This window comes from Pedobacter sp. 05T44, assembly GCF_056395985.1.
Window position 1 is genome coordinate 475,835 of record NZ_JBFTKO010000002.1, and the last position, 13,592, is coordinate 489,426.

Consider the following 13,592-nt stretch of genomic DNA (forward strand, 5'->3'; position numbering starts at 1 on the left):
AAAACCTTTTGGTTAAGCTTTTAATTTTGTAGAAAATCATTGTAGTATGTTTAAAAAGAGCATTTCTCATTTAGGGACGTTTTTTTTAGCTGTATTATCCCTGCTGCCATTATCGTTTCTATACATTTGGGCAGATGCAGCTTACTTCCTGCTCTATTATGTTTTTGGCTATCGCAGGCAGGTAGTAAGAGAAAATCTCTGTAATTCGTTTCCCGAAAAGGAACTGAAAGAAATTATCGTAATTGAAAAGAAGTACTACAGATATTTATCCAGCCTGATATTTGAAGTGATTAAGATGATTAACATCTCTGAAGCGCAAATAAGAAAACGGTTTGTTTTTAAAAACAAAGAGCTGGTAAATGAATATCTAAATAAAGGAGAAAGTGTATTAGTTTGTTCAGCACATTATGGTAATTGGGAATGGGGAACTTTAGGGATAGGCTTAAACTTTTCTGCTGATCATTACCCAATTTATAAGCCCTTAAATAATTCAATATTTGATAAATGGTTTCGCGAAACCCGCAGTAAGTTTGGGAACAAACTCATCCCAATGCGACAAACCCTAAGGGCTATTCAAGCCAGCAAAAATACACCAAGTATTTTTAGTTTTGGTAATGATCAATCACCATCAATAAGGGAACTGCATTACTGCAGAACATTCTTAAACCAACCGGCATACATTCAACTTGGGATAGAGAAAATTGCAAAAAAAACCAATCGCCCTATTTTTTATTTAAGAGTTAAGGTTCTAAAGCGCGGGCATTATGAGGTTGATTGTGTGCCCCTCTGTTTGAATCCAATGGATACTGAAGAATTTGAGATCACCAGATTGCATACGCAGTTTCTTGAAGAGATTATTAAAGATGAACCTGCTTACTGGTTATGGAGCCATCGCAGATGGAAACATAAACCGGTACAAATGCCGGAGCCTTATCTTAAAACAGACATTCTTTATTCCGATGTTTAACATTTGGAACCCCATTTTTTAGCATTAAGGAATATTCAGTACAATACTTTTACTAATTCATAGTAAATAGTACGCTATTGTAAATTACAATTTTATGAACCTGAAGTACTTCTTTATCATTCTCCCGATGTTGCTTGTAGGCCAGGCAATAGCCCAGCAACGTAACCTCATTGATCCTTTGGCAACAAAAGAGACGAAGGCTCTTTTCGATAACCTATACAAATTATCCGAAAAGCATACTTTATTCGGGCATCAGCATGCTACTGAATATGGCCATGGCTGGTCTGGTGATGCTGATCGTTCAGATGTTAAATCAGTTGTTGGATCTCATCCAGCTGTTATTGGAATCGATCTGTCTGGATTAACCGGACAATCGGAGGCTCAGATTGGGAAAACAAAAGAACACCTAAGAAAGAATGTTATAGATACCTATAACAGAGGCGGGGTTACCACTATAGCCTGGCATTTCTCTAACCCGGTTTCAGAAGGAGACTTTTACTGGAAAGACTCGGTTTCTTTACCTGCTGTCGGGTACATTATTCCAGGAGGCAAAGCGCACGATAAGTATATCAAAATCCTTAACGATATTGCTGATTGGGCAAAAAGTCTTAAAGCTCCGGATGGCAACCTAGTACCCGTAATTTTCAGACCTTATCATGAGTTTGATGGCGACTGGTTCTGGTGGGGAAAATCACATTGTACAGTTGATGAATTTAAATCCCTATGGAAATTTACTGTTTCTTATTTACGTGATACGGCCGGTGTGCACAACTTTATTTATGCATTTTCTCCCGATAATCTATTCAATTCTGAACAGCAATATTTGGAACGTTTTCCTGGTAAAGAATGGGTAGATATGCTTGGAACGGATAATTATGGTGATATGGGACGCGATGGCAAATACAATCTGGATGCTGCCATAAAGAAACTCCGCATCGTTTCGGCATACGCTCAAAAGAACGGTAAGCTCGCTGCCTTTACCGAAACCGGATTGGAATCGCTTACCAATCCAAACTGGTGGAACGATGTGCTGCTTAAAGTAATGAAAAATGATAAAATAAGAATGAGCTATGTGTTGGTATGGCGTAACGATACCAAAAGCGCTACACATTTTTATGCGCCTTACCCTGGTCATCCAAACATTCCTGATTTTCAGAAATTCTATAATGACCCCTATACCCTTTTTGAAAAGGACCTTAAAGACATTTATAAATAAGTATTTGTATATTGACAATCAGCTTTAAAATAGCGATAACGGCCGAATAGAACGAATGGGACACAAATTGAAAATACTGCTTTTGGTAGGGGTATGCCTGCTGTTTACCAGCATACATTCCTCTGCACAGTATAACCAGTATCAGTTTTCCCATCTGGATATTAATAATGGTTTGCCGCATAACGATGTAAATTGCTTTTACAAGGATGATAAAGGATTTATCTGGTTGGGAACACTTGCTGGCCTTGCCCGGTTTGATGGATATAGCTTTAAAGTATACCGGCACAGGATAAAAAACAAATCTACCATAAGCGATAGTGATGTTCGTTCTATAACGCAAGGCCCCGATCATAAGTTGTGGATAGAAACAAGGGCCGGAATGGATGTTTATGATCCTGTAACCGAATTATTTGATCACAATATACAACCGGAGCTTTCAAAATATGGGGTTCCGGGAACCACCATCAGAGCGCTAAAAAAGGGTGTTTCAGGCGCATTCTGGTTTATTTCTCCCGCATCCGGATTATATAAATACGATCCGGTAACAAAGAAAACTAACTATATAGCACATAAAATCAGAAGAGAGAGCAGTCTTTCGGCAAGCCCAATTATTGATATTGCAGAGGATAAAAGCGGAAATGCATGGCTTATTCATTCCGACGGAAAATTGGAGATGCTGAAAAAGAACACGGATATTGTTGTGCAAAGAATAGATCTGTCGAGCAAGTTCTCAAACAAAGAAAGCGATACCTATAAGATCTTTATAGATAAACAAGGATTGATATGGATCTACGATATATCCACTTCCACAGGTATTTATTACTTTGATCCTGTAAAAAATGTACTGAATAAGATCAGTAAAAGCTCACCTGTACTTAAACTGAACTCTGATATTGTAACGGGTATTGTTCAAGACAATAGCGACAACATATGGATTGGCACCGATCATGGAGGTATTAACCTTATCGATAAGAAAAACTTCAGCATCAGGTATATCCTTAACAATGAAAATGACAGCAAAAGTTTAAGCCAGAACAGTATTTCCAGTATCTATTACGATAATATGGGTATGATTTGGATAGGTACTTTCAGAAAAGGGATCAATTTTTACCACCCAAATATCATTAAGTTTAACCTCATTAAGCACTCTTCTGATCCCAATAGCTTAATACATAGTGATATTAACAGGATGGCCGAAGATAAGCTGGGTAATATCTGGATTGGTACCAATGGCAAAGGGCTGGTTTATTATAATAGGAGTACCCATAAATTCACTTCCTACAGGCACGATCCTTCAAACAACAATAGCCTGTCTCACGATGCCATTGTTGCTATTTATATAGACCGTTTTGAAAAATTATGGATTGGAACCTATACCGGAGGTTTCGATTACATGGATAATGGTAAGTTTATCCATTACAAATACAACGCCTCAGATCCTGAAAGTTTAAGCGATAATAAGGTTTCTGATTTTCTGGAAGATTCATCAAATCGGTTTTGGATAAGCACCATGGGAGGTGGAATAAACCTTTTCAACAGAACCACAAAGAAATTTAAAAGATATACGCAGAACCTGAGTCTAATTAGTTCCGATTATGTATTTAAGGTACTGGAAGATTCGCATCAAAACATTTGGGCAGGTACATCCTATGGGATGAATGTATTGCCAAAAGGAGGGACAAAGTTTATCAAGATAGTAAACGATCCAAAAAACGATAACAGCCTGATCAACGACAACATTAACAGCTTTATTGAAGACAGCAGGGGCTACCTCTGGATAGGAACAAGAGATGGTTTGAGCCTTTATAATCCCAAAACCAAAACCTTTTACAATTATACCATCGAAAATGGATTGCCTGATAATAACATCATGGACATTCAGGAAGATAATCAAGGTGACTTTTGGGTAAGCACATCAAACGGCTTATCAAAGATATCGGTTACTTATAACAAAAAACTTAACCTCATTTTCAAGAATTTTGATGAGAATGATGGCCTGCAGGGTAAGGAATTTAACCGAATTGCCTCCGTAAAACTAAGAACCGGAGAACTTGCATTTGGAGGTCCTGATGGGATCAATATTTTCCAACCTTCTTTAATTAAATCTTATAATCAAACCTTTAAACTCTTTATAACCGACTTTCAACTGTTCAATAAGAGTGTAACAGCAAACACTGCAATTGATGGCCGGGTAATACTTAAAAAATCAATTTTTGATACTAAAGAGCTTACCTTAAACCACGATCAAAATGTATTTACCATAGAGTTTGCATCATTAAATTACATTGGCCCTCATAAAGTGAAACATCAGTACATGCTGGAGGGATTTGATAAGACATGGATTTCTGCAGATAATACTTTACGCAAGGCCACCTATACAAACCTTGATCCGGGCGATTATGTTTTTAAGGTACGGGCATCAAGTACCGAAAACATTTCTGATGCTAAACCGGTAACCTTAAGGATCAGGATACTGAACCCATGGTATACTTCTACATTGGCGTATATTCTTTATTTTCTGGCCATAGGCGGCGCATTGTACTATTTCAGATACCGCGGTATCCAGCAACTAAAGCAGCAATTTGCTGCTGAGCAGGAAAAACAAAAAGTTCAGAGACTGATTGAACAAGAGAAAGTAGAATCACAACGCTTGCTTGATAATGAACGTTTAGAAGCAATGAGGTACAGAGAGCTGGATGCTATGAAAATCAAATTCCTAACCAATGTAAGTCATGAATTTAGAACGCCATTATCTTTAATTCTAGCACCAATAGACAAAATCCTGAAAGGATCATCAGATAATCTGATTAAAGAGCAGGTCTCCCTGATACAGAAAAACGCAAAGCGTCTGCTCAACCTGGTAAACCAGCTGCTCGATTTCAGAAAGATGGAGCTTAAAGAGATCAAACTTCAAAAAAGACCTGGCGATATCATTTCGTTCATCAGAGACATTACTTATTCCTTTAAGGATCTCGCTGAACAGAAAAACATCCAGTTAACCTTTAATGCTACTTACGAGAAGCTCGATGTAAATTTTGACCATGATAAAATAGAGCGGATTCTCTTTAACCTGCTTTCTAACAGCTTTAAATTTACATTGGATAACGGCAAGGTAAATGTGTCTGTAGACTGTATTATGATCGACCAATACATGGTTGAGATTAAAGTTCGCGATACCGGAATAGGTATACCAAAAGAGAAACAGGAGAAGATATTTGAAAGCTTTTTTCAGAATGATATTCCAGAGTCTATCATTAATCAGGGTAGTGGAATAGGTTTGGCAATAACCAAAGAGTTTGTAAAACTTCACGGTGGCGAGATCTTTTTAGAGAGCGATGAAAACATTGGCAGTTGCTTTACCATTTTGCTGCCATTCGAGGAACTTAGACATCAAAGCAATCCAACGGATAACTTTGTAGATAATCTAATTGCTAATGAGGATACGTTAAACAATCAGCAAGCAAACGTTACGATCTCTTCTAAAAAAGCAACTGTATTACTTGTTGAGGATGATGCCGATCTGCGTTTTTATCTTAAAGATAATTTAAAGGAAGACTTTAATGTAATAGAAGCCGGTAATGGAAAAGATGGCTGGCAAAAGGCATTATTCTACCATCCGAATATCATTGTCAGCGATATTTCTATGCCCGAAATGACTGGTATAGAACTTTGCAAAAAGATCAAAGGCGATTCCAGAACAACCCAGATTCCAGTAGTGCTGTTAACCGCTTTAACTGGCGAGGAGCAGGAGCTGACGGGTCTGGAAACAGGGGCCAATGACTACATGACCAAACCATTCAGTTTTGAAATCCTAAACTCCAAAATCCGCAACATATTAATTCAGCAGGAATCCTTCAGAAAGCTTTATCAGAAGCAGGTAGAAGTACAACCGGCAACCATAGAAATGGAGAGCCCTGATGAACAGTTCCTGCAGCAAATTCTTCAGGAGATAGAAAAGAATATAGGGAATAGCAATTTCTCTGTAGATATGCTTAGCAACCTGATGCTGATAAGCCGTGTAACCTTGTACAAAAGAATTGTAGCACTTACCGGCAAAACCCCGCTCGAGTTTATCAAGTCTTATCGTTTAAAACGGGCAGCGCAGCTGCTGGAGCAAGGAAAATTAACCGTTTCACAGATCTGTTATAAGGTAGGTTTTAAAACCACCAAGAATTTTGTCAAATCTTTTAAAGAAGAATTTGATGTGCTCCCTTCAAAATATGCTGGGAACACGGATATTACCGCTTCGTAGCCTTTTTTGTGAAAGGTTAACATTTGCGTACCCCTTTTTTAGCAATACAGGATTCAGTTGTATCTAGTTTTAACAAATAGAAACCCATCCCCTGGGGATCTTAACTAAACCAAATATGACGACCAAACATGAAAACGACAAGAACGAGTTGTAATGAATGGATTTTTATCCTGTTCATGATCTTTACACTTACCGGAATCACCAAATCCGGTTACGCCCAAAGTACTTCAAATAGAATAGTTACGGGTGTTGTTGCTGATGAAAGCGGAACAACTTTACCCGGTGCATCTGTAGTGGTAAAGGGAACCAAAACCACCGCTTTAACTAATAATGAAGGTAAGTATTCCATCATGGTTACCTCAAATGCAAGTGTACTTGTATTTTCCTATGTAGGGATGACCACAAAAGAACTTACCGTAGGTTCAGGCTCAGTAATTAACGCTAACCTTGAATCCTCTACTTCAACCTTATCCGACGTAGTAGTTATCGGTTACGGTACATTGCGTAAATCAGAAGTAACCTCAGCAATTTCTTCTGTATCCCAAAAGGACATTAAAAATTTACCTGTTGCCGGCGTAGATCAGGCCTTGCAAGGTAAGGTAGCGGGTGTTACCATAAATAACAATGGCGGTCAGCCAGGAGGTGGTGTTTCCGTAAGGATCAGAGGGCTTACCTCAACGGGCGAGAATAACGAACCGTTATATGTAATAGATGGAGTTCCTATGAACTCAAAAAGCAGCTCCCTGGAACAAAACTTTTTAGGGGGTGGTTCCGGACAAACCGGGCAAAGTGTGCTGGCAACCTTAAACTCTGCCGATATTGAAACCATCGATATCCTGAAAGATGCATCAGCACAGGCCATTTATGGAGCCAGAGGTGCAAATGGAGTAGTGCTCATCAATACCAAAAGAGGCAGGGCCAACCAAAGTAAAATTACCTACGATTCTTATGTTGGTATTTCAGAAGTTCCAAAAAAGCTTTCTGTAATGAACCTGCGCCAAAATGCAGAATACATGAACTCGCTGGTTTTAGAAGTAAGAGGAGTTCCGGGAAGTGGAATGGATAGTATTGCAGAGTTTAAAAACCCTTCCTTATTAGGTGTGGGTACCGACTGGCAGGACGAGATCTACAGAAGAGGATTTACTCAAAGCCATCAACTTGGTTTTTCAGGAGGAACAGAAAAAACACAGTTCTATTTCTCTGGCGGCTATCTTAATCAGGAAGGAACTCTAATCAAAACAGGGTTTAAAAGAATAACCCTAAGAGCTAATATAGACCATCAGGCTACTAAATGGTTAAAAACAGGTATCACTGCAAACCTGTCCAGAACCAATCAGCAGATCGGCCTTTCAGATGGTTTCGATGCCGTTACCAGTACAGTGCTTTATAATAGTCCTGTAACTCCCGTTAAAGATGTTTTTGGTAATTATATCTCTACCAATGTAATAGGAGGCAGCACATTTGGAAATCCAAATAATCCGGTTGCGTTAGCAATGTTGCGTGATGTAAGCAATCAATCTTCAAAAGCTTTCGGAACAGTATATGCAGATCTGATTATCATAGATGGTCTCACCATCAGATCAGAGGGTAACTTTGATTTTAATCTGAGCAGCGATAGGGCATTTCAGCCATATGTACAAAATGCTGAAACCAAAGCCGTCATCCTTTCTCCGGCAAGGCTTAGAGAGCAAAGAAATAACAGCCTTTACTGGGCAATTAAAAACTATGCTAATTATAACAAAGCCTTTGGTAAGCATAATATAGCTGCTACGGTAGGCCATGAGGCACAAAGATCCAAATACGACTTTATCAATGCCAACAGAGATAACCTGGTTCTTAATATCCCAAATTTAAATGCAGGTGATGCAGGCGATACCCAAGGCATAGGAGCAGGAGCTGCAACATGGAGTATGGAGTCGGTATTTGCACGTTTAAACTATAATTACGACAACAGGTATGCTATCAGTGGAACAATAAGAAGAGACGGATCTTCTAACTTTGGCCCGGGCCACAAATGGGGTACATTCCCGGCTGTTTCGGCATCGTGGACAGCAAGTAACGAATCTTTCTTAAAAGACAACAAATATGTTAATTATCTGAAGCTAAGATTCGGATATGGAGAAGTGGGTGGGCAGGATGCCGGCTCAGGTAACCTATACTCTGCAAATATCAGACTATTTCCTATTGCACCATTTGGTCCAGGTGGATTGCCTGATAACGTAGATAACCTGTTAATTACCTGGCAGTCTACCAATACCTACAATGCAGGTTTAGACCTTACCACCTGGAATAAAAGATTAGAGTTCAGCTTTGATGCCTATAAAAAAGTAACCTCAGATATGTTACTGGCTACTCAGCTTGGTGCTTATTCTGGTTTAGGAACGGCATGGAACGATATCAAAACGCCAACAACAAACGATGGCCGCATGACCAACACTGGTTTCGATATCGGACTAACATCTTATAACATTCAGAATAATAACTTTACATGGAAAACCAATATCATATTCAGTAAGTATAAAAATATCCTTAACAGGATGAACGAGCCTAATGCAACTTTACCTGGTACTTTTGATGAATATGGTACCAAATCATTGGTTACCTTATCTCAACAGGGCCGTCCGCTTGGTGCATTCTATGGCTATGTTACCGATGGATTATTCAGATCGCAGGCAGAGCTAAACAATGGGATAGATTACGGACTCTCAATTGCTCCGGGTAGCTTATGGCTGGGCGATGTAAGGTTTAAAGATCTAAACGGCGATAAGGTGGTTGATGATAAGGATGTTACCGTTATAGGCGATCCTAATCCAGACTTCACCTACGGCTTTACAAATACCTTTAGCTATAAAGGAATTGACCTTTCGATATTCATTTATGGTAGCCAGGGAGGTGACATTTTCAACTATAGTCGTCGCCAAACCGAAGCCTTAAGCTCTCCTTACAACAATCAGCTTACTACTGTATTGAACAGATACTCTGCAAACAATCCTAATGGAGATTTGCCAAGGTATAATCAATGGCACAACAATAACAACAGAATTTCTGATCGGTACATTGAGGATGGATCTTACCTAAGGATACAGAACGTAGCGCTAGGCTATAACCTGCCAAAATCTTTAATAAGCAAAATAAAGGTGAGCAATGCCAGGTTCTACGTTTCTGTTCAAAACCTGTACACATTTACCAATTATTCGGGTTACGATCCCGAACTGGGAGCGCTTAATAACAACATCAGGTTCATGAATATCGACAATGGTCATTATCCGGTTCCTAGAACATTTACTCTGGGCACCAACATTGAATTCTAACCTCTAAAAATTAAAGTAATGAAAACAAATCTCATCATCATATTTTTTGCAGTAGCTTTAATTGGAGTTTCCTGTAAAAAGAGTTTCCTGGATAATCCCTCAGAAACGGGACCAACCACCGAAAGTTATTATACCACAGCAGCCGAAGTAAATGGTGCCACAGGACTTTTGTACAATTCTGTATGGAATGACTGGTCTGACAAAGCCTTTATATCTGTAGGTGATGTGCTGGGTGGTACCGTAACCGGAGTGCAGGGCAATGCACAATACAACTCATTTTATAATTTTAATATCCAAAGTACAGATGGTTTAGTAATGGACACCTGGAAGTCTTGCTATAAGGCAGCCGGACAGGCATCTGTACTGATTCATACTTTTATGAATAAAAAAACTCAGGTGGCCGATCCTTCCTACCTGGATGTAGGTATAGCCGAAGCCAAGTTTATCCGTGGGTTTGCGTACTTCTATATCGGCCGTGCTTTTGGTGATGCGCCAATAGTAGAAAACCCGGTAGATCTAACCAAAGCCGGGGCGCCTGCAACACCAAGATACCTGCAAAAAGATGTATTAAAGTTTGCACTTGAGGACCTTAAGTTTGCAGAAGAAAACCTGCCCGAAATAGCAACTCAGGATGGTCGGGTTAATAAATATTCAGCAAAAGGGATGATGGCCAAAATCTACCTTTACTTAAAGGACTATGAAAACGCAAGGTTAAAAGCCAAAGAGGTTATAGACTATGCAACATCAACCAAAAGAATAGGCCTGAATCCTGATTTTCAGGGCATGTTTACCTCCTCAGACATCGCCAACAAAAACAACAAAGAAATGTTGTTTTCATTAAGATGGTTAGCTGCTATGGGATGGAACGGAGGAAACAGGTACATGCTTTACGTAGGTCCGCAACCTTTGTTAAAACCAAAACCAACAGGAGGAAATGGTTATTCAGCAGTGGTTCCGTCGTTCGACATGTTAAATGCTTCAACAGGTTATGCTACCGGCGACCGTAGAAAAGGATGGTCGGTAATGCAGCAGGGCTTTCATAAAGCCGATTGGATCAACGACAATTTCCCTAACGGATTTACTTATGATACTACAGGGATAACAAGCGATTTTAAAATTCAAACAGGCACCCGCTCCAATATTCAGAAATATGTTGTAGGACCAAACAGAAGCGCTGAAGTAGTAACTTCCGACAGTCATAACAGCATTTCTACTTATATTCTTCGCTATGCTGACGTATTGCTGATTTATGCAGAGGCAGTAATGGCCGGAGGAGGATCTACCAGCGATGCTACCGCTTTAAGTGCCTTTAACGAAGTACATAACCGTGCTGGTCTGGTAAGTTTAACCAACATCACGCTTGATGATATCTTACACGAGCGTAAAGTAGAGTTCGCATTTGAAGGCGACTACTGGTTTGACATCCAAAGACAAGGATTTGCTAAGGCACAGCAGATGATAGCCGCACAGGAGCGTGGTACATTAGGTGGTAACGGCCAGTTAACCAGCTTTAAGGCCACACTTACTTCGGCAAAGCAGTTGTACCTTCCGGTACCACAACCAGAAACAGTTATTAATCCTTTACTGCTTGAACCTGCAGTAGCTTATTATAAATAGATATGAAAACTATTAAAAATCTAAAGATATTCCTGCTGGCATGTATGGCAGGAGCATTAACCATAACAGGCTGCACAAAAGAAGAGCAGTCGAGCAGCAAAGCGTCCAATAGTCCGGTGGCCAATAAGCTTGATCCGGAAAGGGCAAGCGGAAATACTGTACTCACCTTAACCGGAAGCGGCCTGGGCGATATGACCAGTATTGTTTTTGAAAAAGGGAATGTACCTGCTTCATTTAACCCGACGCTAAATACAGATAATGCATTGATATTTAGAGTGCCTGATACTGCAAATGGTGGTGCCCAAAACATCATTTTAACAAACAGACTTGGAGTTCAGCTAAAAGTGCCATTTAATGTTGTTGCTTTGCCTTTGGTAAATACAGCCTCTAACTATAATTTTATTGAAGGCACAGAAATTACCCTGGTTGGAAACAACCTTGAGGATGTAACCAGCATAACGCTGGATGGCGCAGCGGCCGAGGCCAGTATCGTATCTCAATCCAAAAAAGAACTGGTAATTAAAATGCCTGCAACTACGGTAAACAGCGCAAAACTAATACTTACCAACTCTACCGGGCCAATTACCACAAATCAGGTATTTGTGAATCTGGATAAAGCCTATAAGATCTTTACAGATGATTATGGTAATGGTTTCGAAAACGGATCATGGGGCCCCGCTTCAATATCAACCGATTTTGCCAAAAGTGGAACCAAATCCTTTAAAGCAGGATATAACAAAGGAAACTGGAGTGCAGATGGTTTTGCAAACTGGAATGGTGTAGCCAGTATGCCAGAGTATAATTATTTGTCGTTCTGGGTTAAGGGAGCTTCGGCCGACTATACGCTTTATGTAACAGGCGATGCAAGGGCAGGGGGGTATGGAAATTCAGATAGAAGCGTTCCAATAATAGTACCTGCTAATGTATGGACTTACTTTAAAATCCCGATGACAACACTTGAACTTTGGAAAAAAGGTCCGATGAAACAATTAGGCTTCTGGATAGAAGGCCCTGAAAAACAAGATGAAAGTTTCTACTTCGATGATGTGATCCTTGTAAAATAAAAACACACTTAAACCAATTATAATTTAAAAAGCCAGGTCATCCGACCTGGCTTTAAATTTTAAACAAAACTCAGACGAGCTAACAAATTTCGATTAGAAATTGTGTATGATTTGACTAAGGTATAACTATTTTATTAAATAGTCTACTAATTCCGTAGAATTAATATATAAATTATATATTTAGGGAAGGATTATTTAAAGTAATAGATCTATTTATACATAATTAATTAAACAAATCATGGCAGAAAAATTAAATCCAACACAAACCGCATTAGGTGATGTTGCCGCAAGGCCGCTGGCTATTGCAACCCGTACCGTGCCGCAGGCATCATTTATTACTCCAAGATGGTTGCCTCATCTTTTAAGCTGGACGCCCGTAGAGTCAGGGATTTACAGAGTGAACAAAGTAAAAGAAGGAGAATCAGTGGATGTAGATTGCTCTAACAGAGACGAACGTGTATTGCCTAACACATTTGTAGATTATGTAGCACAGCCACGTGAGTATCTGCTTAGTGCAGTAAATACCGTGCTTGATGTACATACCAGGGTTTCCGATTTGTATAGCAAACCTTACAACCAGATCAGTGAGCAATTGCGCCTTACTATTGAAGCCATTAAAGAACGTCAGGAAAGCGAACTGATCAATAATAAAGAATACGGTTTGTTGCACAGTATTGTACCTTCTCAGCGTATTTCTACACGTTCAGGAGCACCCACACCAGATGATCTGGATGAGTTGATCACTAAAGTATGGAAAGAACCCGGATTCTTCCTCCTTCATCCACTAGCGGTAGCTGCCTTTGGCAGGGAGTGTACACGCAGAGGCGTACCACCACCAACGGTATCTTTGTTTGGTTCTCAGTTCATCACCTGGAGAGGAATTCCTTTAATCCCTTCCGATAAAGTGCCTATAGAAAATAATAAAAGTAAAATATTGCTCATCAGAACAGGAGAGAGCCGTCAGGGTGTAGTGGGTTTATATCAGCCCGATCTTCCCGGTGAGCAATCTCCTGGTTTATCAGTTCGCTTTATGGGGATCAATGAAAAAGCAATTGCTTCTTATCTGGTATCTCTTTACTGTTCGCTGGCAGTTTTGGTAGATGATGCTATTGCTGTACTCGACGATGTTGAAATTAATAAATATCATGAATATAAATACTAGGTT

The 13,592-nt window shown here is 39.6% G+C and carries 7 protein-coding genes; all 7 read left to right on the forward strand.

Features of this window, described 5'->3' with window-relative positions; genetic code table 11:
* The first annotated feature begins 46 nt into the window (after positions 1–46).
* On the forward strand, positions 47–967 hold the full coding sequence (locus AC1DDK_RS06590; RefSeq protein ID WP_337716862.1) for a lysophospholipid acyltransferase family protein: 921 nt from the start codon (positions 47–49) through the stop codon (positions 965–967).
* Positions 968–1,061: 94 nt separating this feature from the next.
* On the forward strand, positions 1,062–2,183 hold the full coding sequence (locus tag AC1DDK_RS06595) for a glycoside hydrolase family 26 protein (protein WP_172660213.1): 1,122 nt from the start codon (positions 1,062–1,064) through the stop codon (positions 2,181–2,183).
* 55 nt (positions 2,184–2,238) lie between these two features.
* Entirely contained in the window at positions 2,239–6,435 is a 4,197-nt protein-coding gene (locus tag AC1DDK_RS06600; RefSeq protein WP_337716864.1) for a hybrid sensor histidine kinase/response regulator transcription factor, read from the forward strand.
* A gap of 128 nt (positions 6,436–6,563) precedes the next feature.
* Complete coding sequence (locus AC1DDK_RS06605) at positions 6,564–9,746, forward strand: SusC/RagA family TonB-linked outer membrane protein (RefSeq protein WP_337716866.1); 3,183 nt, start codon at positions 6,564–6,566, stop codon at positions 9,744–9,746.
* A gap of 18 nt (positions 9,747–9,764) precedes the next feature.
* Positions 9,765–11,363, forward strand: coding sequence for a RagB/SusD family nutrient uptake outer membrane protein (locus tag AC1DDK_RS06610; protein ID WP_288883232.1), 1,599 nt, complete (start codon positions 9,765–9,767; stop codon positions 11,361–11,363).
* A gap of 2 nt (positions 11,364–11,365) precedes the next feature.
* The gene (locus AC1DDK_RS06615; RefSeq protein ID WP_337716868.1) at positions 11,366–12,427 is read left to right on the forward strand and encodes an IPT/TIG domain-containing protein; all 1,062 of its coding nucleotides are present in this window, start codon (positions 11,366–11,368) and stop codon (positions 12,425–12,427) included.
* 238 nt (positions 12,428–12,665) lie between these two features.
* Positions 12,666–13,589 carry a family 2A encapsulin nanocompartment shell protein gene (locus AC1DDK_RS06620; protein WP_048906269.1) on the forward strand — a complete coding sequence of 308 codons (924 nt, stop codon included), beginning with the start codon at positions 12,666–12,668 and terminating at the stop codon, positions 13,587–13,589.
* Positions 13,590–13,592: the final 3 nt, after the last annotated feature.

Coding starts and splice junctions, on each gene's coding strand:
- AC1DDK_RS06605 (WP_337716866.1), top strand. CDS start 6,564: ATGAAAACGACAAGAACGAGTTGTAATGAATGGATTTTTATCCTGTTC.
- AC1DDK_RS06615 (WP_337716868.1), top strand. CDS start 11,366: ATGAAAACTATTAAAAATCTAAAGATATTCCTGCTGGCATGTATGGCA.
- AC1DDK_RS06610 (WP_288883232.1), top strand. CDS start 9,765: ATGAAAACAAATCTCATCATCATATTTTTTGCAGTAGCTTTAATTGGA.
- AC1DDK_RS06590 (WP_337716862.1), top strand. CDS start 47: ATGTTTAAAAAGAGCATTTCTCATTTAGGGACGTTTTTTTTAGCTGTA.
- AC1DDK_RS06595 (WP_172660213.1), top strand. CDS start 1,062: ATGAACCTGAAGTACTTCTTTATCATTCTCCCGATGTTGCTTGTAGGC.
- AC1DDK_RS06600 (WP_337716864.1), top strand. CDS start 2,239: ATGGGACACAAATTGAAAATACTGCTTTTGGTAGGGGTATGCCTGCTG.
- AC1DDK_RS06620 (WP_048906269.1), top strand. CDS start 12,666: ATGGCAGAAAAATTAAATCCAACACAAACCGCATTAGGTGATGTTGCC.